Here is a 21,455-nt window from a genome sequence, read left to right as displayed (position 1 = left end):
GCTCATCACCCGTAAAGTGCGTTGTTAACACCGCGAAGGAAGTCCACTCCACCAATAATCCGCTTTGGTGGGTAGTGCTGGATTTCGTCAATCGTTTCGCCATTGATTGAGCGCTTGTAATAGCGAACGTCATTGAAACCGAACTCGGTCTCATTCGTCTCACCGCGCTTCCACTCCTCAGCACTTTCCTGCTTTGGTGCGCCCTCAATGATGATGACGTGGCGATCCGTGACACCATCGGTGTGGTTGATGACGGCACCGATAAACATGAACCGAACACGCTGTCCTGGTGGCAAGGCAAAGTACTTCGCCATGTCCTGCTCGATGCCATCAATCGTCACCATTGGCTCCAGTGGCTCAAGCGCCATCATGGAGTTATTTAGACCAAGATCGGTTGCACCGTTATGGGATTCCTGCGTCTTCGCCTTGATCTCAGGAAGCTTAACAGACGTGGTGTTTTCGCCGTAGTCCTTGCTATCGACTCTGGTCGTGAAACCGTGTACGTGGCGCATTGCTGCGTCCTTTCTATGCTAAGGAAAACAAAGAGATGATTAGGCAGCCGTTGCAACGCCGGATGCAGCCTGGTCGCGCAAACGCTCGTAGTAGCCAAGGTTGCGGTGGAACAGGAATGTCATGCGCTCAATTGGTGCAGGCGCTTCCGCATCCCAGCTGATGTAGATACGGCCTTGCTGCCACTCTTCCTTGGTGTTGAGCTTCGGATCGAGCCAGACCTTGCCACCAAGTGTGGCGCCCTTGGCTTCCCAGCGGCGCAGGTTGCCATTCACGGTTTCTGAGATGTCTTCAAGGATGTTGGCGCTGATTGGCTCATCAATGAATGGTTCGCAGACCAATTCAACGGTATCAATCATGACATCGTGTGCACGGCGTACGGACCAGAAGGCGTCCAGTGAGTTGCTGGTTGCGTTTCGAGAACCGTAGAACTTGTAACCGCCAGATGGTTTCTTGGTCACAACGGAGACGGCGTGCGAGTTCAGGTACTGAACCTCAGAAGATGGGTCATTGCTGAACTCCATCGGTCTTGCCACACCGACGACCTTCTCAAGGACCTTGTTGGAGACCGTGTGCCAGAAGCCTTTTTCGTAATCCAAGACTGACTGGCGGCCAGCAGCAAACGCAGAGGTTGGCTGCGCGACAAGAGTGCCGTTTTTCAGTACCTTGACGTAAGGATCGACAATCAGCATTGGCCGGTCAGTGTCAAAACCGTAGCGGTATGCAACCGCATCTTCTGGTGTTGTATTGGGTCCATCCACGATCACGCCAGCGCGCAAACGGCGAGCCACAATCAAGAGCTCCTGGGTAACAGGGTTGTTGACCTTGCCAAGCGTTACGGTTGCTTCCGCGCCAGTACCGCCGCCGCCAGTCAGGGTAATCGTTGCATTGGTGTACCCACGACCATGCTTGGTCATGTAAACATCAGTAACCTGGCCAGTTTCCGAGTTAATGACAGCAGCCGCTTCTGCTCCAGTACCGTCACCGGTAATGGTTACGGTAGGTGGTTCCGTGAAGTTTTCGCCACCAGCAGTCAGGGCAGCGCTTGCAATACCATCAGTTGGCATGTGACTGGTGAAACCGGGAGCAATCAGAATGCGTGGTTTCTCTCCAAGGTCGCTCTCGCAGCGAAGGGCAGCATAAATGCCGGTCTTGGCAAAGAGGCTTCCAATGACCTTGGTCATCTGCATGAGCACATCGTCATCTGACTCAACGCGAGTGACGATCACCATTGGCGAGGCTTTTTGCGTTGACTGTGCAAAGATGGCGGTCAGTGAATCCAGCAGCGTACCAGTTTCACCCAGTCCCGGCGCAATACCGTCAAGGCCAAGCATCATGCGTGGGCGATTGTAAGCCCAGTCTTCAGCATTCGCGTCCGGGGCCGTCCCCACAACGTGGATGATGCCAGTGTTGATAAAGACGCCCGACTTCGGCCCGTTGTTTTGCTCGATGGTTTCAATACCGTGCAAGTACACTTCTGACATTGTGTTGTCCCTCAATGTAGTGGAGTGCCAACGAACCCCGGTGGTGTCGGGCACAAAAAAACCCGCTCCCGGCTGGCGCCGTGCGGGTTGTGTTGGTTTGGTTTTTTAAGTGGGTGAGCGGTGCTTAGAACTGCTCTACGACAGCGACGACTTCATAAGAAAAATCAAGCGCTGCCAATTCAGTTTCGACTTATCTTAGATACGTGAGTGTGAGCGTTGTCGGCAGGTCCTATTCGCCTGGGAACCGGTAGTGGCTTCCAGCTGGCAATCCCTTGCCGCCTATCCCCGCAATGGCGGTGATCTCTTCCATTGGCAACCGTGAGCGCAGGGTGTGTTCTGGGATGCTTAAATGTGATTTGCCCCGGTCGTGAGCTGTGACTGCAAAGCCCCTGCTCCAGAACGCCTCATCGACACCGTCAGCGCTGTCAGAAGCAGGCATGCAGATAAATAACCAGAAGCCCTCGGAGTTGATTTCAGGCGTTACGAGCACGGGCTCGTCATCATCGGAACTCCACTCAGCATGTTGCTTGATGATTGTGATCTCCCAACCGTCAATGTCAGACGGGAACGCCCAACGCTCGTCTCCAGTATCCTCATCAAGCACACGCCACTCGCTAAGCGCTTCATACGCAACCTGCTGATCCTCAAACTTGCAGATATAGTCGATCATGAGGCCGTAATCCTTTCCAACTCGCCATCAGATATGGTCGGGAAGAAGACGAGTTTACGGATATGCGAGTCTAACTGCGCACCATTATTGTGTCCGATCCGCAATTGGCGAATGTCCATTTCAAAGTCGTCCGTAAATGTGTACTTGCTGCCGTTCACAAAAACAGTAATGTCACTCCCATCTTTCCGGTATGCGAGTTTCACCAGACTATTTGGCACGGGTGTTTGAGTTGCTATTCCGTGATTCTCGCCCCGCGACCACAACTTTCCGTTATTGGCATCGTAAGCAATTTGCGCATTGCCTCCGTTCGAGAGGATCGCCATGAGCACAGTCCGCCTAGAGCCATTGCCCCAGCCGGGCCCGCTATCAAACTCGATAAACCACGTGCCCTCTGACGGTAGCAGCTCAGGATTTTTGAGCGTGACCACATCAGCGGCACGGGTGACTGGGGAGCCATTCGTGGGAACATACGGCGTTGAGGCGATGCCTTCTTCAAGCTGAAAGCCCCAGAAATCCGAAGCAATATCTCGACTGGCATAGAAAATGACTGCAGCATTTGTGGTGTCTACATCATCAGTAGTAGCTGTGACCCACACGCGTAAATAACCGTTATGCGCTGGCTCCCATCCGTAAGCCCCAACGCCTTCCTGGATCTCAAGCCATTCTTTTGTTGTCGGATTGAACCTTACAAGGCCGCTATGACCCCCTCCGTATATTTCGTACTCAAACCCGAGCCTCCAGTAGCCATTTACATCTTCTACATCTGGTCTGATGTAAAAGCTCAAGGTGTATGTCTTGTTTGGCTCCTGTGTCGGGCGTGTAAAGACGCCAACACTACCGCTGCGTCCCACGCTGGAAATGTTGTACGCGGTCGCGCTCCCATCAGGCGCAACAACACCCGATGCTACAGCAGCATCCCCATTAATATTCCATCTGGAAACATCGACACTGTGAGCTACTAGATTTGTCGCCTGTCTATGCGCGCTCAGCCCAAGACCAGTAATTGCCGGTTCATTTGCAGCAAACTCCAGCCAGTTACCAGACCCATCAAACTCCATTTTGCTCGTAGAGCGCGAGCAACTAATATGCTGAGCGGCGGTGCCCAACTGGCCATTCCGCCAGCCCAGATTGCGCGTAAAATCGAGCCAAAGTGTTGCGTTAAGCCCATATGCGTCTGCAAGCTGAGGCGGCAGGTCGAAGTACCCAGGGGCATTAAACCCGCCGCGTGACAGACTAGACAACTCGCCCATCATGGCAACACCCGCACGGCTTTGATAACAACGGCATTCCCACTAGTGTCAACCAGCTCAGACCCGCCAATGGCATCCAGAGGTTGCCGCGCAGGCTGGAAGATGCCGTTTGTGGCAGGATCAGAGCCGTCGGTGGTGAACTTGAAATCACAAGTGGCCACCAAGCGCACGCCGCCATATGGGATCGTGAATGTCGGAGCCGTGTGGACTTCATCGTCACTCAGATCAAGCGTCGCATGGTGTTTCAAGTTGGCGAGATAGTAAGCATTACGCTCACTATCCAGAACACCGGCTGAGATGTGTAATGTACTCATAACAGCCCTCACTTAATGCTGTGCGGTGAAATCTTTGACTGATTGTGGGCACTCCGGCCAACTTGCATCAGCACGGTAATCGGCACCGGGATCAGCGGCCAGTTCTGCACATCTGGCACGCATACCATCGCGCCACTCAACCCAAGCCGTTTTCGCGTCAGAAGCTGGCTCAGTCGCAATGTTGATCTGCGTTTCTTGGGACGCCTGATCGTACAGGCGGTCGCTACATTCGGCACGAACGGCTTCGAGATGGATAGCAGCAGATGCATCAAGCTTGATTTGCGCCGCTTGCTCAGCAGATGGTACTGCGCCACGCCATTCGATTTCGTCTTCACTACGGATCACGGCAATCGGGAAACCAGCAGCTTTTGCCGCAGCAACCAGCGCGGCATCTTGTGTTGCTTTAGTCATTTACAACCTCGATGATAGTTAGGTCCATACGATCTACAAAGCAGGTGGCCGCGCTATCTGAGTTCGCGTTAGACATGTAGATTCGTTGCGTTATCTCTACGTCTGATTGGTCGCTTGACTTGCTCACCTTGCCGCTGGCGGTAACTGTCGACCAGTAGTAACTGGCTCCGGTCGCACTATCTTCAATGCCAACTTGCTCGACATTCGTGACAGCTTTGTTGGCATCATCAGCCAACCAGACGCTGATAACGGCCTTGTTGTCCTCTGGATCTGTCACTTTCAACAAGGTAGACCAGATCAGAAAGAGCGTGGTTTCTTGGTCAGGGAACGCACTTTCATAGGAAGTTGAGTGGGTTATCGCCCCGTCATCCAGACCAGTACCAGCCGGATACGCCAGTGTCGGATTACTATCGTCAAAGCGCCTCGATATTTTCATCCGTGGGATCTGGTTGGTCTGCAGATCCTGTAGCCACTGTGCGCGATCAGCACCGAAGATTTGCTCCAGCGCAGCATTAACTTCTTTCGCCTGATCAAGCCAGCTGTTGACGTTGCCAGCAAGTTCGGCGTTAACTTGTGCCGACCGACCAAAATCATCAATTACGCTCATTTGGAGTTCTCCATCAGGTCTTCGATTTGCTGAGACTGCTGGTGCAGCTCAAATGCGTTGTTAACGAGAGTGATTGCGTTGCGAGTGATCGCCTGGTGCATTTTGGCAAAGCCTGCCCCCGCCAAAATACTGAGATCCAGATCTCCGTAGACCTCAATGCTGTCAGCTGGTAGCGCGCTTAGGATCAACATAAACTGGATAATCTGCTGCGTGCCCGGCCCGTGAAACCAGCGCACCTCATCCGGTGACGACCAGACGGCCAGCAACGTGCCGTCCTCAAAATAGAGCCCGATCTCCGACACCCAGAATCCGTCATCAGCACTCGGATCGAACAGCGCCTCCAGAGAGAAAGCCTGTGCCCCCATACCAGATACGGAAAGCACAGGAGCCAGCGCACGCTCATCCACCAGGGCTGTGATTTCGTCCGTGGGGGTATATGCGCCCGCGCCAATACCGATGTGAGTGATCTTGCCCTTGATGCCAGTGCGCATCAGTGTGGCAAGGGCTTGAATACCCTGTTTCGTGAGCGTTGGGCTAAGCGAGTTGATATTTGTATCAGCCACTTAAACCTCCATGATTATTTGATGAAAAGAGATGCCGCGCAGCAATGCCCCAAGCCTGAGCGAGAGCTGCTGGGGGGCTAGTTTCGTTTCCGCCATTTGCTGCGTGTAGCCAATCGTTCGCACTGCTGCGCCAAGCCCAAGCGGTAGTTTCTGAGGCGCGATTTTCGCCTCTGCGACCTCCTGCCTGTAGCCAACACATCGAGCCTTGGCACCAACGCCAAGCTCACTCTTAAGGTCAACACCAAGCCTGTAAGTGAACTGGCGGGATTTTGGTTTTGTGGCGTAAATGCTCTCAATGACTTGCCTCTGCAAGCGTTCACTTAGTAGCGGCAAGCCTTCACTATGCTGCTCGTTTACATAGGTGGTCACTTCGAAGGTGCCACGTTTCTTAGGTGGTTCTTGCTCCCACCATTCCGATATGCGCGGTTTCCCAACCATGGCAGCGAGCGCATCTTCAGTGCTTTGCACTGAACCTTTTATTCGGTGCACCATTGGGCTAGATGCAATCACCCGCCGCTTGATGACCTCCGGCCAGTCTTCATCCCAAACATCAACGGACAACGCCCACGCCAACCACGGCAGCAGCTCTACGGGACATTTCCACGGATTCCAGAAGTCTCCGATACGCTCCGGGCTATGAACCATGAGCGTTGCAATTTCAGCGGTGAGCCATGCACGCATATAGGGCGTTGCTTGCTGACCGATCAGGCGTACATCAGCAACCTGTGCAGCTTGCTCAATAAGCTCGTCTATTTCCTCAGGGGTCATCGCCAGCTTCCCGGCAATTGCTTCACTTCAACAATTACGTCGGTGCAAACGGGAATTTGCTTCTGACCGCCTCCAACGTCAGCAGTAGGAGAAATGAGATCGACACTCTCAAGGTTGGAAACATACCCCTTCCCGCCCATACCGAGTATTTCAGCGGTCAGGCCAATACGTTCGCGGTCTTTCGCATACTTCCACAAACTCTCTTCTGCGAGCTTCTTGAGAGGTTCTGGTGCTGCCCCCGATGCGTAATAAATCACTTGATGGATTTGGTAGGTCTTCACTTCAGCTGGTTCAATGCGCAGGCAATCGCCATTCGTCCGGACACCTTTTTCTGAGCACACCCGATACACGTCATTAAGAAGCTCCTGCGTAGTCTCTCCTTCACGTGGATGGACTACAATAAGGACTTCAGGGGCAATCACCGGATCATTATCAGCTCGTGAAAAAGGCTCGGCCCTTCGTCCAACCGTGTAGGCGTCCGCATGAAGGTCAGCGCTGTACACCGCACCGTCTTCTTCTGACAATGCGCTTGCATCAGCAATGGACTCCCGACCATTCATTTCAAGAGCCTGATAGACATAAGCTCCTTCGGTCCCATGTTCAGATCTGGCTTCTAAAGAGAGCGGGAGCCTTGCGCGATAACGATCCTGACTTTCGCGAACAACGTTACCCTGCTCGTCGGTATACTCTTGGCGGGCAACCCCGTAGTACGTTGCACCAATATGATCGAGTGCGTCTTCATCCTTCGTCATGATGGACGTTTTCTCGATGGCTTCATTTTCACGCTGTAGGATGTGCTCCTCGCTGGCCGCACCACCATCAACATGAATGATCACAGCAGGGTCAAACGACGTCTTCTCTACATTGTGATCCAGACCAAATCTCTGAAGAGCAGCCTTCATGAAAGCCGCTCTTCTGTCTTCGATCTCTTTGACGTCAATTGGAGAATGCGGCAGATCCCCCAGGCCGGAAAGATCTGGTGCGACAAAACGGCTACCCATCGGTGCTTTCACCTTTTTAAGGAAAGTCAGTTTTCAGAAAGCGTGGGTGCGTCATGACCGGCAACGTATGCGGTCATGCCACGTTCTTCATACTGTGAGAAATCTCCCAAGTGTCCCTTGGGAAAGTAGTAGCCAGATAAAGGCATAACGGCTCTGCCAGGAACAAGACTCTCAACATTCAGTTTGTTGACGAAGTAGCGCGGCTCACCCAGCCAGCGGCCTTTGTAAAGTCGCGCTTCCAATGCTTCGGCAGAGGCCATCATTAAATCCATGATGGTTTCCGCATTCGCTGGCTCATCAATCACAGTGGGAATATTGGAACCGATATATCTGTGATTGACGCGAGATTTAAGCTCAGTATTCAGGATGAAACCAACGCTTTGAACTGTATGTTCCCACCCCGTTAAGAGCTTGCCATTGGTCATGTTGATCCCGACGGAGATCATTTAGCTGCTCTCGGTTTTAGCCGGCGCTTTGGATGCAGACTTCCGGCTTGTCTTCTTGGTGGGTGTTCCCAGCTGCTCTGAATGGATGTAGTACTTGGCCTCGTCCTGCGTCATCAGAACGGCCTCGCCCGCCTCTTTCCAATCGCCATTTACCCATCCATCCTTCAGTACTTCCCATTCCTTGCGGTCATCAGACATAATATTCTCCTTAAACTGGGGTGCCGGTCTTGTCTTTTCCCTTCACCACATCCAGGTGCTTGTGTTTGTCGCCAATTTCGGTCCCGTTATGGGTAACGGAATTCCCATTTATCTCGACATTGCCATTCATGGTGATTGTGGTGCCTTCAAGCTCCCAGCCATCCTCTGTCATGGTCATGGTGGTACTTCCAAAGACAAACTTGCGTTCGCTCAGGCTGTTGTGTGGCTGCTTGTGCGCATCGCTGTAGCCAGCTGGCAGGATGATGCTTCTTTTAGGATCGCCGGAGGGAGAAACAGCGATTACGCTCTGTCCCACAGATGGCGGTGTCCACTCTTTGATGGCTCCCGAAAAGTGCACAAAGGGAGATTTGTTTGTCACCAGATCCTGCGCATTAACGATCACTGTTCCGTCGTCAAAGACCTCTGTGATCTCCCCCTCACGTATGAGGTTTTTGATAAGTCTGGCCTGCTCGGCTACAGTCCTCTCGAGCGTCTCGATACGATCGATCAGGCGCTTGAAGATGTTCATCTCGCATCGATCCAATTGATCAGCGGAATAGTAAGCGTCCCGAACTGCTCGGCCCCAAGCGCTTTGGAGACGGCGTCCGTGTAACCAAGCCAACCATGCTTGTTTTCAAGTTCCGTGCCATTGCGCTCATATAGCGCTCTCAGCTTCGGGATCTGATGGGCATGCTGATCGAGCGTTGCAAGCTCATCCAGAAACTTGCTCAGCTGGATAGGCAGTTTCCTGTTCGGCGTAAGACGTCCTGTTGCAATCTCCAACGTCACCTGTCTGGCGGCAAGCTTCTGCCCGCCTTCGAACGTGGCCCCGCGTCTGCTTACAACGTTCTTAAGAGCGCGCACAGCAAACTTGACGTATTCGCTCGCGCTGTTTGTTCCGAGAAAAAGGCTTTCAAACACTTGATGCTCAAATACGTCCAATAGGATCTCAAGCTCGCTGTCTGTACCGGGATAGACGAGACTGACGGCGTCTTCACCGTCTACCTCATCCTGATCTAGTGTTGCGCAAAAGAGCTCCAACGTGACCGTCATGATGCGTTCATCAGAGGGCCTGACGGTGTGATGATTAAGCAGGTCCTTGTCATAGTCTGTATAGACAACACAGACGGGCTTGAACTCTTTGATCTCGTCTTTGAGCGATCCAAAAAGGTCGTCATTGGGGACCACCTTGGAGTCAAAAACTCGCCCCTCCGCAACGGTCGGGTATGGGTCTTGGTAAAAATTCGTCAAGGCCGCAACCGTGGCCAGTCGCAGAAAAATGCGCTCTAAACTCATGGTCTTAGCCTTACTTCTTGGAAAGCCGGAACAACGTTCTCGATTTGCCGTCCGGCTGCTGGTCAAGGATTTCCATCCTCCCGAGCCCAGGCTTATCAAGCAGTTCAACAAGATCGCCCTGCTTCACCTCGTAATCAGGCAGATGCGTTGCATCGACGCTCAGATAGAGTTCCCGGCCTACGGATACCGTTCTGAAGTCGTTCGACTCCCGATAGGTCTTTCTCACACCCAGCTCAATGCCAAATTCCTGGCTTTGAAAGCAAAGAATGCATTGCTCACCCCGATGCTCTTGTCGGGACTGGTCCGCTCTAAGCTGGGCATTTACGTTTGCTTTCGAACGTGGATAGATCATGAATGCACCATCGCTCATGATATCGTCGATGGTGTCCGAAGCCATCTGAACCAAGTCCTCAAACATCCATCTTAATCCTTGGCAGTGGTCTTGCGTTTAGTAGCTGATTTGGTGGCAACCGGCTTCCCGTTTTCATCCACCTCAACCAGTGTTCCAGCTTTGACATACCCCTTTGCATCTTCCTCCGACAGCGGCACTGACATGTCTCCTGCGAAAGGTTTGCCCTTGATGATCGTTTGGCCCGTCGTCTTGTAGTTCTTCATGTTGTTCTCCAAAAACTGGATGCGCTTATCTCAGCGCACCCGGTTGGTAACATCAGATTTTAGAAGCTGCGCAGCAGCATGATCCGTCCGATAGCGGCATCCACAGCAGCGGGTTGTTCAGCCACACCAGCATAGGTGTTGTCAGTATCAGTGGTGGTCATGGTGTCAGTGTCATCGTCGTAATAGAGCTTGGTGCCCTGCACCCAGGCCTGTGCAGTTGTCTTGCCGTACTCATAGACACTTCCAGTAGTGTCCAGTTCGTACTCCTCGCCTTCAGCTGCGCTTGTCTGGGCAATGCCTGACATTGCCCCAACTACATAGAATTTGCCCGATTGGGCGCCACCGGGACCAGCAACCACCGTCACTCGTTCACCGGACTTGACATAGTTCTGTGCCATTACTCTTCCTCAGAGTTAGAACATAAAAAAACCGGCAAGTGCCGGTCGTTCATGCTTGGTTTTCAGGAAAGGTTATGCGCCTGCGTTGCGCTGGATTGCCTTCCAGTCAACAGGTGCTGCACCAAAGTCCAAACGCACCTTGATCTGCATGCCATCTACCTTAAAGCCCATCTGGGTTTCTGTAGTTGGACCGTTTTCACCTTCCAGATAGGCGTACTCAACAGCCGGTGCCTGGTTTGGATCTGCGACCATATGCCAAGCCGTGCCACTGATATCAGACAAGCGGTCTTCAACAATACGTTCGTAGCCTGTCAGATACTCTGGTGTGGTGTCTTCAGACTTCGTTGGAGAGTATGGCGCAAACAGCCTTGCTGCTGGCAGTTCCAGTTCGGTCGGCAGAAGAATGAAACGGGGGCGCAGGCGTAACTTCACCTTTCCGGAAACATCCATCTGCTGGGACATCTTGATACGACCAGCGGCAATGGCTTCGAGAGAAAGTGCGGTGTCACCACCTGTTAGCAGGTTTTTATGGTCAGCGTGGAACAGCGCTTTACCATCTGACATCTTCTTGTTTTCAATCAGACAGTTGTAAACCACGTCGGATTCCAGAATTGAAACCTGGTTACCGAACTTGCGCGGCAGATCGTTAAATACATTCAGGTCGTCGTTCACAATGGCCTGACGAGTGATGCCGATGATACGACCGTATGTGGCAATGCGGTAGCTTTCCTTGCCTTCACCGAGAGTGGTGCTTTCATATTCACCGTTCTCGTTGACCTTGCGCAGCTCCCCGACTTCACCAACGCTGATGCGGTGCATGTCGCGGAAGTCCGTTGCGGTGGCCTGTTTGGCCCAGCTTCGGAAAGTCTGCGTCTCTCCTTGATAAGCTTGCATCACCTGGCGGTTCACAACCCCTTCAAGGATGATAGGGAAGTCGCTTGTGCCTTGGAAGGCACGTTCTGCCAGTTCCATGCCGCTCATGCCGCGTGTGCGCTCACCGGCCAGTTCCAGACACTCACGCGCCAACTCTTTAAGAGTAAGCCCGCGAAAGTCCCGGCCTGCATCAGAGAGCTTATGATTGCCGGGAGAGCAACGATGCAGTACAGCATTCGTCATTGCCTCCCGGCGCGTATCCACTTCATCCTGACGGCCTTTAGGCTCGGCAGCGTTAGAGTGAGGGAACGTTTCGCTGTCCTCTTCACTCTGCGCCTTTGCATCCAGAATAGCGTCTTTAAAGTCAGCAACAGATGTTCCTGCATCAATTGCCTTGCGAACCCTGTCATCTGGCATGTTGTGCTTTTGTCCAAGCACATGAATGGTACGTGCGCGTTCACGCTCCTGTTCACGAGCATCGTCTGCAGCTGCCGTGCGTTCTGCATCAACATCAACTGAAGGTGCTGGAGGGGTGGCTGTGGTGGTGCCTTGTGTCTGAACACTGCGTTCATCATTGGTCACAGTAGGCGTGGTTGCATCAGGTGCCGGGGTCGCAGTGCGATTTGGCATGTCTTCATCCTCTTGAATTGATGCCGTTTGATCCACGGCAGCTTCGGAGCGTACGAGTACGCAGTCGAATTCGGTTTTATCGTCGGAGCTGGAACGGGAATGTGCACCAGCGTCTGCGGGAACCGGAACTACAGAGATCTCTGAGGGCTCCCAGTCAATGGCCCGCCATTCAGGAACCGGCTCGTCGTCTTTCTCAATTTTCTCAAATTTGTAGATTCGATAGCCCACACTCACTTGGAATGGATGGCCATCGCGCAGATCGCTCAGGATCTGCTCTGCTGTTTCTGAAGAGTTGAGTTTGACTAAGCAGTACCCCTTGCCGTCAGCCAGTCGAACACTTCCAGGAACAATCGTGCCAAGGCGATCTTTCATGCTCCACTGCGAGTGCGAGTCGAGCAGCGACATGCCTTTCTCAAAACGCTCCATTCTCATGGCTTCAGAAGACATGACCAGTACTTCATTATAGGGGCCATGTTGCCAGGAGTTGCGCATATAGGGCGTGTCGGTTGCAAAAATGACTTCAACCGTGCGCTCTGCTTCGTTGAAGGTTGCCGAACGCACTTCTCCCGGAGCGCTTCCCTTAGGAACGCGGATATTCTCTTGCAGTTGCTTTGGCATGAGGTTTCCTAGCTTTGGTCGCTATCGTTGCCCTCGCCGGATGGATCACTTGCGAGGAAAGCTTGAACTTGCTGGTGGAGTTGACCTTGAGCTGTCAGGTGACGTGGGTCAGAGTCCAGAATGATGCCCATTTCGTCGAGCTGTACATTGAATTTTGCGACTTCTTCCAGCACTTTACGTGGGTTACCGCCACGTTCAGTAATCACTTGTGGCAGCGTCTTCATGCCGGAACGGATAGCGATCAGGTCTGCACGAACATCGTCAATCGGGTTGATATGCTCGAATGTCGGAAGTGTCCACATCACTGGAATTGGGTCTTCAGGGGCAATACCCACAAGGTTCGCCATCTCAAGGAACCAGCCCCACACGGGGCGACAAACCTGGTGTATCAGCAGGTTTCGTTGACAACGGCGAACGAACGTGCGGTAGGCAAGCAGAGCGGAGCGACCGGAAGAGTAGTTGACCTGACCAAAGTCCTTGGCCACGAGCTCATAAGGAACGCGCAAGCCTGCCGCAACACCGCGCAGAGACAATCGGGAGAATTGCTCGGTATTTCCGCCAACAGCCGGAGCGTTGAAGTTTAGCTGCCCAGCACCTCGGGTCAGGTAAATCAGACCTGGCTCTATACGCTCTACCGGATTACCATCTGTGTCAAAGACGCCCACACCAAGGTTTGAATCCCTGTCATTGATCTGGCCTTGCGGTCCAATATCCAACGAGCCAACGAGACAGGCTTCAGTGAGCTTGCGAACCAGCTCAGCTCCCTCATAGTCCTGAAACTCCTTTGCAGCGATGATGACAGGAGTGGTCCACGGGAGACCTCTTACCTGCGTCCGTTGCGGCTCATAAAGGTGGAAGACATCAGCTGACTTGATCAGTTTTGAGGTTGCTTGCCCGCCACCAAAACCATTAGCGTCATTTGGGTGGCTGGAATACATCCAGTAGCCGGTTCGTGCACCAATCTTGTCAAATTCGATGCCACTGACGATCCGCCTGTTCTTCGTACTGGCCTCACGCTTGCTCTCATCGATGAATTCAGACTCAAAGGTCTGTATCTGCATCGGGACTAAACGCTCATCCAGAAAACGGCGAACACGGCGACGACCAAACATTTCGCCTGAACCAACCAGACCTGCACACAGCTGGCTCTGCTGACCATAGAAGTCCATCTGCCCATCAGGTGCAGACTTTTCAACCCACAGATCCCACGCATCATTAATGCGTTGGTTGAGCTCGGGGTTATCGCTGGCAGCACGCGGGATAATCCCCGTGCCCACAAGGTTATCTACGTGCGTGTTGACTGAGCTTGCAACATACTTGTTGTTGACGATCAAATCACGCGAACGCGCTCGCAGCGTTGGGGCATTTGCCTGAATGTCGGCATCCGCAGAGTTTGAACTGGCCCTCCAGTTGCTCACACGCGGGCCTCGGCTGGCTCCGTCAAAGCCTCTGGTGACAACATCAAGCGCCGCTCGTGCCCGCGCTCTTTTCAATCCAGCAGTGGGTGAAAAGAAGCCGATAGCTTTATCAAGAACGTTGGCCATTATAGTCCATTTGAAAAGTTAGTGCGGATAACAGATCTTGGTCGCTTACCGTCGGCTGCCCCGATTGACTGTTTCAGGTCGCTGATTGCCTTAACCATCTCAGCGTCAGACTTGTATTCAACGTCGTAATCACGGAACTTCACACGAGCAGCACCTGAAAATCTGGCCTTCTCCAGCTTAGTTAAGAGCGATTTCTTTTCGTCGGTCGTCAGACCGGAGATATCGTTACTCACCAAATGCTCCTTCGTTCGCCAAACCAGTCGTTCTTTCTCTTCTTTTGGGGCGTTGCATGCGTGGAAACGCGATGGACTGGCGAGTTCGAGCGAAGCTCAAGAACATTCTCCAACCTGCCAGCAGCAGCCTGCATTGCCTCGCAGTCGAAATAGTGGTTGTCTTTCTGGCGCTGGACCCACTTGACCCGTCCACTCGCCTTTTTCAAACGAGCCTCGGATACCATCTGTTTGCAGAAGTCTTCTGACACGTCCGCAGGTAGCAGCCATGCACCCAGCTGATCCGGCTCCCAATGGAGCCGCTCATGCACCCAACGTTTGAAGAAGTCCGTATCGAGCCGGTAGTGTTCGATCTCATTCTTCAGCAACATGCCATTCACGTTCACATCTACTTTCGTAGCTGCAATGTTCCGCAATATGGTGGTTGAAGAGCCCTTGGTTGCCCGTGCTATGCGCTTGTTCCGCTGACAGAATTCATAGACACGGTGCACCGGAACTTCATCTTTTTTGCCGGGTCGAAAACCGGCGTCAATGAGAGCGAGACGAATAGGAATGCCGTCGAAGTCTTTCTGCAAAAGCCCTTCCAGATCTTCCCAGACAAAACGTTCTTTGGTTTCCCCATACAGCTGCCCATACTCCAGCAGCCAAGACGTTGCGCGCTCACCCCAACCGCGAATGGTGTAGTAGAGGCAGTTCTTCTGCACATCCACGGCTGCCGTGATCTTCTTGACACCGCTTGGAACCTGCCCCTTCACATAGCTTGGAGACGCCAGTTCCTTCACCTTTGTCCAGCTTGGCACCTCACCGCTACCAGGAGCGTACAGCTCACCGAAAGAGGCGTTAATGCAAACTTGGATGTCGTAGGGATCACCGGAGTTGTAAGCCTCAACAATCTCAGCTGCCCTCTGTCCCCAGGACACAAAAGGAGAAGCAAGCCCGCTCACCCAAAGGCTCTTGGTCCAGCTTTGCGGCTCTGCCCCAATTATTGTTCCGTCCGGTTGAACGCTTTGCCCCGGTGCGACCGTCACACCTCGTGCGTTCATGTCGTCCTTGTGTGTATGATCAATAGGCAGTCCGCAACAAGGGCATTCCAAACGAGCTGTCTGGAAGGCCAGCATTGGGTCGGACTTAAGCTCGCGTCCAGTATCATCAACCGGCTTATCCCACTTCAGACAGCTGAAGCGTGGAATGAAATACTCATCGCAGTTCGGGCAAGGCCATGCCCAATGGTGCCGTGTCCCGGACTGCCACATGCGCCAGATGGCAGACTCGATCTGGTCCGGGTCCTGCTCTGCCCAAAACTCCAAACCGCTATCAGGATCTCGATAGGCCTCGGACGGGCCGATGGAGGGTGTAGATACGGCTGCATGCACAAAGTCTGCAAAGGTCTCACCGCGCCTGTCGATCAAGCGCAGGATGTTGCCTTGGTTTTTCACATTGGCAGCAAACTCATCCACCTCATCAGACAGCACAAGCGCTATCGAGTCTGACTTAAGAGCAGTGGTAGATCCTGCGTGTGCCATGCGTACCGGAACGCCAGCAACAGTCTTTCTGGTTTTGGTTTGCCGTTTCGATGTGCTGACCTTTGCTGCCAGCGCACGCGTCTCCGTAAGAAAATCATCAAGCCTTGGCTCAAACTGGTCTTTGATGAACTGCTTTGTAGGTCCAACAAAGAGGATCGGTGCCGGTGAGGTATCAAGGCGCTCACCAACAATGTCGAAAAAGCTGTCTGTCTTGCCGCCTTGCGCAAACATTGCAAGTGCGTAGCGTCTATGCGTGCGCGCCTGCACCCAGCGTCCAAAGGGAATGGTATAGGGTGTCAGTTCTGGCTTGCGTTGGCCGGGGTGCCCGCTGTGTCTGGGGTACTCACGATTGTGCCTGCCCCATTCATCTGGCGTCATCCTCGGTCTGGGCGCTAGAAGCTCGACGACCCTGCTGTAGAGCTTGGGTAGTTTTGACGAAACTCTTAGCAAGTCGCTTTCGTTCACCATCACAGATTTTTTCAATGCGTGACCGTTCTTCCAGATCTCTTGTAATTTGCGCAGGTAGGGTGGACATGGTGGTCAAAAACTCACCGGTCACGTCTTCCAAGGCTTCCATCGCCTCTTCCATTGCGATGATTTCTCGGTCCTCACGAGCCATCTTGCGAAGCAGTGCCTGCTCTCGGGTTTGCGCCAGCTTGTCGGCACTGCTCGGAGCCAAGCCCGACACCTCGCTCTGCACCTTAAAGTCGATGAAGGCTTTCACATTGAAGGCCAGCGGGAACTTGCCGCGCCCCTCTTTGCGCAACACACCTTCAGAAACGAGCTGTCCTAGCCTGCGTGTGGTAACCCCAAGGCACTTGGCCATCTCAGCTGATCCAACCATGTCGGGCATCTTGGAGTTGCCCGCCGCTGTTCGTTTACTGCGTGGCGGTTTCTTGGAAGCAGGCTTTGATCTTGGTGCCATGTATCACTCTGTTTGAAAGAAGACAGGTTCGCGGGATTGGCACGGCGCCACTATCCGGGCATGGCCCGTACATCCCGCGTTTCGCTGAGAGGAAAGTATATAAACTCCCGGCTGCCGACGCCTGCCCGCCGACTCCTCCTGCCCCACAGGAGGAATAGAGACCTCCGCACGCACCTACAAATACTCCTGGTGGAACCAGAACCTTCGATGCGTGCAGAGATGTTTGTCCTGGCACTAACTGATGTTCAGGTCAGAACCACGCAGAGCCGCAATAACACCAACAACGAGCAGGACTGACCACTTGAGGCCTAGCCCAAGGATCATCCCAAGGCCTAACGTCAGTCCTACCCAAACCCAAAAACCGGAGACATAAAATTGTAGGAGTTCAATCATTGCTTCCCCTTTGGCATGGGCAAGCACCCAAATGCCCACATCATGTTCACCTGAAAACAGAAGAGGCCCCAATAGGCTTCAAGAACTGAGGGATGCATCAGATTTTCCTCGCATCATCTTTAGAAAGGTCAAACACCGTGATGCCGGCAACAGCTTCAATGGACAGTTTAAAGGCTGCTCTAAAGTGAGCTGCAGCCTCGTCCAGTTTTTCATAATCCACACGAACCAAATCGTTCTGAATGCTGATGTCCCGAATTGATAGGAGCATGCAGTTGACCTCGCGTGCGGCATCCTTCAAATCCGTGATCGACGCGGTTTCCCATTTTTCCAAAGACTTGAAGCCAGATTGCAAGTTAGGCCTAATCTGGGTTTCGGTATCCTTTGACTTGCTATGCTGCTTATCCATTGGGGCACTTTCCTTTGGTTGGGGGAGATGGTTGCAGGGGGTGGATTTGAACCACCGGCCTCTAGGATATGAGCCTAGCGAGCTACCGGACTGCTCTACCCTGCATTAGAACTTCATGATCTTTTTGATGCGCGTCTCGACCTGGACCCTTAGTTCCTTAGGCGCTTCCTTCTTGAAGGTGGCCAAGGCTTGGTCTTTTTGCATCTCCTTGCCAAGTGCCGGACCATATAGCCGACGAACGCGGTAGCCTTGGCGCTGCGAGGACTTGAACCGGCCACCGCTATCCCTCGGCTGACTTGCTTTTTTGCCAAAAGTCCAAAATTCCTTTGGAAGAGCATTGGATGTCTTCCCACCGGGGATCAATGCGAAGAAGCCGCCGTTAGATGAAAACGAGCGCTTGAATGTTCTTGGCGCGTTCCAGACACCAGACTTAACGAAGCCCTGATCATCGACGGAACGACCCGAGTTGTACCTCTTTGCTGCACGCCCTTTGGAGGATAGAGTCTTCAGATCCTTGTAGATCTCAATCTTACCACCCTTGTTGTTGGCAACGATCATCCCGGTCAGTTGAGCAGGCTTCGAATAGGCCCGCGTGTTCTTCACAACATAGCTTCGATAGTTCCCAGACTTCAGCGCCATCTGCTGGGTGACGGCCTTCTGAACCTTGGTTTTCACTTTTTTGGTCGCTTGCATCACCCCACGCTGGGCTTCCTGCTTCCATTTCCCTTTTGCGAGCAATTGAGAATGCTTCCGAAAGCTCACTAAGTGTTTGGTTTTTAGCGAAACTTCGACCCGCATCGCCCAATTCCTTTTCATATCGTTTTCGGAATCGGAAATCCGAAAAAAAATTGTCGAAAAACGTTCAAATACTGCGCTGCGGCTGCCCCGCGGTGCCCCCCCGTCCAGAAGGAACCTATGGGGGTGGGGTGAACAAAGGGGGATCAGGTATCGATCCGGTCACTCAGTGCACGAATGCCACGTGTCTCCGAGGACACGGTGTGACCAATCGGTACTTGGCACACGGTTTGCTACGCGTGTGACGCGGGATTCCTTTGCAGGTTACGTGTGGGTTTGTGGGAGCTGGGAAGCGTGGGGCTTGCTGGGAGTGGGTCACCTGGCATTGCGTGACCTGGCGCCCTTCCCTCCCTCTCTGATAGCAGGCAACAAAAAACCCGCCGGTTAGGGCGGGCTAGTTAGTTGGGGAGGAGGCGTAACTCTCGAATGTGGGGTTACTTATGACTCGCTTTTGGTCATTTGGCAATTGATTCGCGCCAATTATCCAAATTAATTCCAATTATTTTTCGTTTCAATTCAAGCATTTATCATTTTATGAGATCTTTTTGATCTTTTTATGATTGACCAAAGGCTCAATATGAGCTTTTATCTAGTCATCGAAACAAGAGCTCGATTGGCCTGAAAGCCAGATCATTGACAATTAGCCGATACGAAATTCCAACTTTTGGAATGTTTGTCAAAACCGAGTTTTACCGCTCCCCTTGGCAGATTGATCAAAACGCGGATCGCAATTTCAAATCGTCGTAATAGGGGAACCTTCGACAACGCACGACAAAGCGTTGCAGGGAACGGGGCTAGCGTGTGGCCTGACTTACGAGCAACACGACGGAATTTCGCAGAGGGACTGCGACGCATTCGATTAGAAACGAGTGTGCCAGCCGATTACCTTGGGGCTTTGCTTCTAGGGTTATCGTTTAAGGCACTGGATAGGGCGACGGTTCACGGGACCGTTCTTAGTGAACGAGTTGGAATTCCTAGACGCCATGCGGGAAACCGTGTGGCGTTCGGTGTTCTAACCGGAGACCTATCATGTTTACAAATACAGACATCAAAACGAGTATCGAACAATTTGCATTATCTAACGGTACAATCACTCTACGCAATGCACTACAGGCTCTTAAGCCCTTCGGATTGTCTATCCATGCTCGTGCCAATGATGGCGCAATGTGTATCGATTTTTCCTGCACTCTCGTCGCGCAACGTATCAGCTCAACGCATAACATTTATCGCGCAAGTGATGTGATTGCGTTCGCCACCAAGCACTGCACCTAAACCAATGCCTCTTGAATTGCCGCCATTCGTGGCGGTCTTTCTGGAAGTATTGCAACCCTCAACCGAAAGGAAACCTATCATGTCTTTCAAAGTTCTTTCCGGCAAAGCCCTTACTCGTGCAATCTCTGGCTATGGCAAAACCGCTACTACGTTCTCACAACGCACACACCAACTTGCATACTGTGCACTATTGCACGTAGAGGAGCACAACTGTGCCTCTCACATCGCAAAACTTTACCAGTCCTCACCTACCAACTATCGCGGGCAAATCCGTGAGTATGCTTGCGCACTTGGCAAAGTCACATTCGACACTGAAACGCAGGAGTTTGCGTATTCCAAGGGCAAGAAGTCTGACCTTGAGACCGCGCTAAAAGTGTCACCAGCTGAGTTCCTGCGTGAGAAGAAGAAAGGCACCCCTGCGTCTAAGTCATTCGCAGACCGTCTTTCTGCACTGGTTGAGAAGGAACTGAAGGCGGCTAGTGGTGACCATGCGCTTGCAAAGAAGCTCGCAAACTTCCTTCAGGCAAACCAACCTAAGGAAAGCCCAGCCCCTGCAAATGACCAGAACGAGGTACAACTTGAACTGGCTTCCTGATAGTCCCCCACGCTACCCCCGCTAGAGGGGGTGGTGTGGCTCCCTGAAAGCACGTGATAGCGCTTGTTTTCAAGGTGCCATACCTGCACCTGTATCCCACCCACCAGCCAATTTTCAAAAACACCAGAGATTTAGACGGGAGGAGTCTGTCTGCACTCTGGCGTAGGAGGACGGCCATGCCACGCAATCACCCGCATTTTGAGACCTATGCGCAAAAACAACGCCGTGAGTTTCGTGAGGAAATTACTGCGTATGTTGCCGACGCTACCCTCAAGCGCAAGCGCTACCAGTCCGCTCGTATCCTGACTGCATGCTGATATGTCGCTGCACTTCTATTTCTCAGCAGCCGTGCTGGTGCTCTGCATCATGGTGGCTTTTCACTCCCTTTTCATCCTACCAGCCTGACGAGGAACATATGGAACACTCCATGCCAACAATCTACTCGCGGCTAGAGCAACATGCCGCGCCCGTTTTGCAAAACTACAAAACTGATCTCACGAAAAACGACCGTCTTGAATGTCGCAACCTGAAGGCAGGACAAGGGGGGATCTGGGGTGTTCGCGAAAATGGCACTCACTTTGTCGTATTCCCCCTCCTCTATGGGCTGTCACCTGTGGAACTCGCCAAGCTACTCAAGAAAAGCCGCAATACCCTTGAGTACATCAAAGAGATCATGCGTCTTCACCCTAAGGCGCGTTGGTACAACTTCACCTGTGAGACGGACCAACGCGGAAAAGTGCGCCTAACGACAGCTGAGCACGCACTGTCACGGCTGAATGCGTCCATTACCTCCATCCAAACAAGACTTGCAGAGGTAACCAACGCTCAACCCCGTTCACAGTGAGACACTGACAATGGCCCTCGTATTTGATAGCCTGTCCTACGCAAAAGATTTGGAAGATAAAGGTGTGCCACGCAAGCAAGCAGAGGCACACGCCAACGCAGCGCGGGACTACATCATGAAAGATCTTGTCACGAAAGAAGACTTGCGACTGGCGCTGGAGAACCACGCCAATGTGATGACCATTCGCCTTACTGGCATTATGGCCGCAATTCTTGGTGCGTTTGCGCTGTTCGACAAGTTCTTTATCTAGCCCCCCCCACTCATTCAACAATTCAT

At 52.7% G+C, this 21,455-nt stretch carries 30 protein-coding genes and 1 tRNA gene; 5 read left to right on the top strand and 26 right to left on the bottom strand.

Annotated elements, in window-relative coordinates; genetic code table 11:
* Positions 1-5: 5 nt before the first annotated feature.
* From IE076_RS11980 to IE076_RS11855, 26 genes are all read right to left on the bottom strand, one after another.
* A complete protein-coding gene (locus IE076_RS11980; RefSeq protein WP_189437043.1) occupies positions 6-512 on the bottom strand; it encodes a phage major tail tube protein in 507 nt (168 codons plus the stop codon).
* A gap of 39 nt (positions 513-551) precedes the next feature.
* Complete coding sequence (locus tag IE076_RS11975) at positions 552-1,994, bottom strand: phage tail sheath subtilisin-like domain-containing protein (protein WP_189437042.1); 1,443 nt, start codon at positions 1,992-1,994, stop codon at positions 552-554.
* 229 nt (positions 1,995-2,223) lie between these two features.
* On the bottom strand, positions 2,224-2,664 hold the full coding sequence (locus tag IE076_RS11970; protein WP_189437041.1) for a hypothetical protein: 441 nt from the start codon (positions 2,662-2,664) through the stop codon (positions 2,224-2,226).
* Positions 2,661-3,914 (bottom strand): phage head spike fiber domain-containing protein, encoded by a 1,254-nt coding sequence (locus IE076_RS11965; protein WP_194539863.1) that lies wholly within the window; start codon positions 3,912-3,914, stop codon positions 2,661-2,663. The genes IE076_RS11970 and IE076_RS11965 overlap by 4 nt, the downstream gene beginning before the upstream one ends.
* Positions 3,914-4,228, bottom strand: coding sequence for a hypothetical protein (locus IE076_RS11960; RefSeq protein ID WP_189437039.1), 315 nt, complete (start codon positions 4,226-4,228; stop codon positions 3,914-3,916). The genes IE076_RS11965 and IE076_RS11960 overlap by 1 nt, the downstream gene beginning before the upstream one ends.
* A 12-nt stretch (positions 4,229-4,240) precedes the next feature.
* Positions 4,241-4,639 carry a hypothetical protein gene (locus tag IE076_RS11955; protein WP_189437038.1) on the bottom strand — a complete coding sequence of 133 codons (399 nt, stop codon included), beginning with the start codon at positions 4,637-4,639 and terminating at the stop codon, positions 4,241-4,243.
* Complete coding sequence (locus IE076_RS11950; RefSeq protein ID WP_189437037.1) at positions 4,632-5,246, bottom strand: hypothetical protein; 615 nt, start codon at positions 5,244-5,246, stop codon at positions 4,632-4,634. Before IE076_RS11950 ends, IE076_RS11955 begins: the two co-directional genes overlap by 8 nt.
* Entirely contained in the window at positions 5,243-5,809 is a 567-nt protein-coding gene (locus IE076_RS11945) for a phage tail-collar fiber domain-containing protein (protein ID WP_189437036.1), read from the bottom strand. The genes IE076_RS11950 and IE076_RS11945 overlap by 4 nt, the downstream gene beginning before the upstream one ends.
* Positions 5,810-6,577: a phage tail protein I gene (locus IE076_RS11940; RefSeq protein WP_189437035.1), complete on the bottom strand. Its 768-nt coding sequence runs from the start codon at positions 6,575-6,577 to the stop codon at positions 5,810-5,812.
* Positions 6,574-7,578: a baseplate J/gp47 family protein gene (locus tag IE076_RS11935; protein WP_189437034.1), complete on the bottom strand. Its 1,005-nt coding sequence runs from the start codon at positions 7,576-7,578 to the stop codon at positions 6,574-6,576. Before IE076_RS11935 ends, IE076_RS11940 begins: the two co-directional genes overlap by 4 nt.
* Positions 7,579-7,604: 26 nt before the next feature.
* Complete coding sequence (locus IE076_RS11930) at positions 7,605-8,024, bottom strand: GPW/gp25 family protein (protein WP_189437033.1); 420 nt, start codon at positions 8,022-8,024, stop codon at positions 7,605-7,607.
* Positions 8,025-8,222, bottom strand: a complete 198-nt coding sequence (locus tag IE076_RS11925) for a hypothetical protein (protein ID WP_189437032.1) — start codon at positions 8,220-8,222, stop codon at positions 8,025-8,027.
* A gap of 10 nt (positions 8,223-8,232) precedes the next feature.
* On the bottom strand, positions 8,233-8,751 hold the full coding sequence (locus tag IE076_RS11920; protein WP_189437031.1) for a phage baseplate assembly protein V: 519 nt from the start codon (positions 8,749-8,751) through the stop codon (positions 8,233-8,235).
* Positions 8,748-9,518 carry a hypothetical protein gene (locus IE076_RS11915; protein ID WP_189437030.1) on the bottom strand — a complete coding sequence of 257 codons (771 nt, stop codon included), beginning with the start codon at positions 9,516-9,518 and terminating at the stop codon, positions 8,748-8,750. Before IE076_RS11915 ends, IE076_RS11920 begins: the two co-directional genes overlap by 4 nt.
* A gap of 10 nt (positions 9,519-9,528) precedes the next feature.
* Positions 9,529-9,936: a hypothetical protein gene (locus tag IE076_RS11910; RefSeq protein WP_189437029.1), complete on the bottom strand. Its 408-nt coding sequence runs from the start codon at positions 9,934-9,936 to the stop codon at positions 9,529-9,531.
* Between the two features lie 5 nt (positions 9,937-9,941).
* On the bottom strand, positions 9,942-10,133 hold the full coding sequence (locus tag IE076_RS11905; protein ID WP_189437028.1) for a hypothetical protein: 192 nt from the start codon (positions 10,131-10,133) through the stop codon (positions 9,942-9,944).
* Between the two features lie 59 nt (positions 10,134-10,192).
* Complete coding sequence (locus tag IE076_RS11900; protein ID WP_189437027.1) at positions 10,193-10,531, bottom strand: DUF2190 family protein; 339 nt, start codon at positions 10,529-10,531, stop codon at positions 10,193-10,195.
* Between the two features lie 72 nt (positions 10,532-10,603).
* The gene (locus IE076_RS11895; protein WP_189437026.1) at positions 10,604-12,652 is read right to left on the bottom strand and encodes a prohead protease/major capsid protein fusion protein; all 2,049 of its coding nucleotides are present in this window, start codon (positions 12,650-12,652) and stop codon (positions 10,604-10,606) included.
* 8 nt (positions 12,653-12,660) lie between these two features.
* Complete coding sequence (locus IE076_RS11890) at positions 12,661-14,196, bottom strand: phage portal protein (protein WP_189437025.1); 1,536 nt, start codon at positions 14,194-14,196, stop codon at positions 12,661-12,663.
* Positions 14,196-14,429 carry a phage head-tail joining protein gene (locus IE076_RS11885; RefSeq protein ID WP_189437024.1) on the bottom strand — a complete coding sequence of 78 codons (234 nt, stop codon included), beginning with the start codon at positions 14,427-14,429 and terminating at the stop codon, positions 14,196-14,198. Before IE076_RS11885 ends, IE076_RS11890 begins: the two co-directional genes overlap by 1 nt.
* The gene (locus IE076_RS11880) at positions 14,426-16,327 is read right to left on the bottom strand and encodes a terminase gpA endonuclease subunit (protein ID WP_209009062.1); all 1,902 of its coding nucleotides are present in this window, start codon (positions 16,325-16,327) and stop codon (positions 14,426-14,428) included. The genes IE076_RS11885 and IE076_RS11880 overlap by 4 nt, the downstream gene beginning before the upstream one ends.
* Positions 16,314-16,874 (bottom strand): hypothetical protein, encoded by a 561-nt coding sequence (locus IE076_RS11875; RefSeq protein ID WP_189437022.1) that lies wholly within the window; start codon positions 16,872-16,874, stop codon positions 16,314-16,316. Before IE076_RS11875 ends, IE076_RS11880 begins: the two co-directional genes overlap by 14 nt.
* A gap of 234 nt (positions 16,875-17,108) precedes the next feature.
* The gene (locus IE076_RS11870; protein ID WP_189437021.1) at positions 17,109-17,267 is read right to left on the bottom strand and encodes a hypothetical protein; all 159 of its coding nucleotides are present in this window, start codon (positions 17,265-17,267) and stop codon (positions 17,109-17,111) included.
* A gap of 97 nt (positions 17,268-17,364) precedes the next feature.
* Positions 17,365-17,673 (bottom strand): hypothetical protein, encoded by a 309-nt coding sequence (locus IE076_RS11865; RefSeq protein WP_189437020.1) that lies wholly within the window; start codon positions 17,671-17,673, stop codon positions 17,365-17,367.
* Positions 17,674-17,701: 28 nt separating this feature from the next.
* Positions 17,702-17,778: transfer RNA gene (locus tag IE076_RS11860), tRNA-Met, on the bottom strand.
* The gene (locus tag IE076_RS11855) at positions 17,779-18,471 is read right to left on the bottom strand and encodes a hypothetical protein (protein ID WP_194539862.1); all 693 of its coding nucleotides are present in this window, start codon (positions 18,469-18,471) and stop codon (positions 17,779-17,781) included.
* A gap of 1,026 nt (positions 18,472-19,497) precedes the next feature.
* Here IE076_RS11855 and IE076_RS11850 point away from each other — a divergent pair.
* From IE076_RS11850 to IE076_RS11830, 5 genes are all read left to right on the top strand, one after another.
* Positions 19,498-19,740, top strand: coding sequence for a hypothetical protein (locus tag IE076_RS11850; RefSeq protein WP_189437018.1), 243 nt, complete (start codon positions 19,498-19,500; stop codon positions 19,738-19,740).
* Between the two features lie 79 nt (positions 19,741-19,819).
* Positions 19,820-20,335 carry a hypothetical protein gene (locus IE076_RS11845; RefSeq protein ID WP_189437017.1) on the top strand — a complete coding sequence of 172 codons (516 nt, stop codon included), beginning with the start codon at positions 19,820-19,822 and terminating at the stop codon, positions 20,333-20,335.
* Positions 20,336-20,511: 176 nt separating this feature from the next.
* The gene (locus tag IE076_RS11840) at positions 20,512-20,652 is read left to right on the top strand and encodes a hypothetical protein (protein WP_189437016.1); all 141 of its coding nucleotides are present in this window, start codon (positions 20,512-20,514) and stop codon (positions 20,650-20,652) included.
* A 110-nt stretch (positions 20,653-20,762) separates the two neighbouring features.
* A complete protein-coding gene (locus IE076_RS11835; RefSeq protein WP_189437015.1) occupies positions 20,763-21,179 on the top strand; it encodes a hypothetical protein in 417 nt (138 codons plus the stop codon).
* Positions 21,180-21,189: 10 nt separating this feature from the next.
* Positions 21,190-21,429, top strand: coding sequence for a CCDC90 family protein (locus IE076_RS11830; RefSeq protein WP_189437014.1), 240 nt, complete (start codon positions 21,190-21,192; stop codon positions 21,427-21,429).
* The last annotated feature ends 26 nt before the right edge of the window (positions 21,430-21,455 follow it).

The sequence above is a fragment of the Pseudovibrio japonicus genome (assembly GCF_014651595.1).
Classification (GTDB): Bacteria; Pseudomonadota; Alphaproteobacteria; order Rhizobiales; family Stappiaceae; genus Pseudovibrio; species Pseudovibrio japonicus.
This window is presented reverse-complemented; position numbering and strand designations above follow the sequence as displayed.

Bases quoted from the DNA above. Each gene is read 5' to 3' on its own strand.
- IE076_RS11980 (WP_189437043.1), bottom strand. From the start codon at position 512: ATGCGCCACGTACACGGTTTCACGACCAGAGTCGATAGCAAGGACTAC.
- IE076_RS11975 (WP_189437042.1), bottom strand. From the start codon at position 1,994: ATGTCAGAAGTGTACTTGCACGGTATTGAAACCATCGAGCAAAACAAC.
- IE076_RS11970 (WP_189437041.1), bottom strand. From the start codon at position 2,664: ATGATCGACTATATCTGCAAGTTTGAGGATCAGCAGGTTGCGTATGAA.
- IE076_RS11965 (WP_194539863.1), bottom strand. From the start codon at position 3,914: ATGGGCGAGTTGTCTAGTCTGTCACGCGGCGGGTTTAATGCCCCTGGG.
- IE076_RS11960 (WP_189437039.1), bottom strand. From the start codon at position 4,228: ATGAGTACATTACACATCTCAGCCGGTGTTCTGGATAGTGAGCGTAAT.
- IE076_RS11955 (WP_189437038.1), bottom strand. From the start codon at position 4,639: ATGACTAAAGCAACACAAGATGCCGCGCTGGTTGCTGCGGCAAAAGCT.
- IE076_RS11950 (WP_189437037.1), bottom strand. From the start codon at position 5,246: ATGAGCGTAATTGATGATTTTGGTCGGTCGGCACAAGTTAACGCCGAA.
- IE076_RS11940 (WP_189437035.1), bottom strand. From the start codon at position 6,577: ATGACCCCTGAGGAAATAGACGAGCTTATTGAGCAAGCTGCACAGGTT.
- IE076_RS11935 (WP_189437034.1), bottom strand. From the start codon at position 7,578: ATGGGTAGCCGTTTTGTCGCACCAGATCTTTCCGGCCTGGGGGATCTG.
- IE076_RS11930 (WP_189437033.1), bottom strand. From the start codon at position 8,024: ATGATCTCCGTCGGGATCAACATGACCAATGGCAAGCTCTTAACGGGG.
- IE076_RS11925 (WP_189437032.1), bottom strand. From the start codon at position 8,222: ATGTCTGATGACCGCAAGGAATGGGAAGTACTGAAGGATGGATGGGTA.
- IE076_RS11920 (WP_189437031.1), bottom strand. From the start codon at position 8,751: ATGAACATCTTCAAGCGCCTGATCGATCGTATCGAGACGCTCGAGAGG.
- IE076_RS11915 (WP_189437030.1), bottom strand. From the start codon at position 9,518: ATGAGTTTAGAGCGCATTTTTCTGCGACTGGCCACGGTTGCGGCCTTG.
- IE076_RS11910 (WP_189437029.1), bottom strand. From the start codon at position 9,936: ATGTTTGAGGACTTGGTTCAGATGGCTTCGGACACCATCGACGATATC.
- IE076_RS11905 (WP_189437028.1), bottom strand. From the start codon at position 10,133: ATGAAGAACTACAAGACGACGGGCCAAACGATCATCAAGGGCAAACCT.
- IE076_RS11900 (WP_189437027.1), bottom strand. From the start codon at position 10,531: ATGGCACAGAACTATGTCAAGTCCGGTGAACGAGTGACGGTGGTTGCT.
- IE076_RS11895 (WP_189437026.1), bottom strand. From the start codon at position 12,652: ATGCCAAAGCAACTGCAAGAGAATATCCGCGTTCCTAAGGGAAGCGCT.
- IE076_RS11890 (WP_189437025.1), bottom strand. From the start codon at position 14,196: ATGGCCAACGTTCTTGATAAAGCTATCGGCTTCTTTTCACCCACTGCT.
- IE076_RS11880 (WP_209009062.1), bottom strand. From the start codon at position 16,327: ATGACGCCAGATGAATGGGGCAGGCACAATCGTGAGTACCCCAGACAC.
- IE076_RS11875 (WP_189437022.1), bottom strand. From the start codon at position 16,874: ATGGCACCAAGATCAAAGCCTGCTTCCAAGAAACCGCCACGCAGTAAA.
- IE076_RS11870 (WP_189437021.1), bottom strand. From the start codon at position 17,267: ATGATTGAACTCCTACAATTTTATGTCTCCGGTTTTTGGGTTTGGGTA.
- IE076_RS11865 (WP_189437020.1), bottom strand. From the start codon at position 17,673: ATGGATAAGCAGCATAGCAAGTCAAAGGATACCGAAACCCAGATTAGG.
- IE076_RS11855 (WP_194539862.1), bottom strand. From the start codon at position 18,471: ATGCGGGTCGAAGTTTCGCTAAAAACCAAACACTTAGTGAGCTTTCGG.
- IE076_RS11850 (WP_189437018.1), top strand. From the start codon at position 19,498: ATGTTTACAAATACAGACATCAAAACGAGTATCGAACAATTTGCATTA.
- IE076_RS11845 (WP_189437017.1), top strand. From the start codon at position 19,820: ATGTCTTTCAAAGTTCTTTCCGGCAAAGCCCTTACTCGTGCAATCTCT.
- IE076_RS11840 (WP_189437016.1), top strand. From the start codon at position 20,512: ATGCCACGCAATCACCCGCATTTTGAGACCTATGCGCAAAAACAACGC.
- IE076_RS11835 (WP_189437015.1), top strand. From the start codon at position 20,763: ATGCCAACAATCTACTCGCGGCTAGAGCAACATGCCGCGCCCGTTTTG.
- IE076_RS11830 (WP_189437014.1), top strand. From the start codon at position 21,190: ATGGCCCTCGTATTTGATAGCCTGTCCTACGCAAAAGATTTGGAAGAT.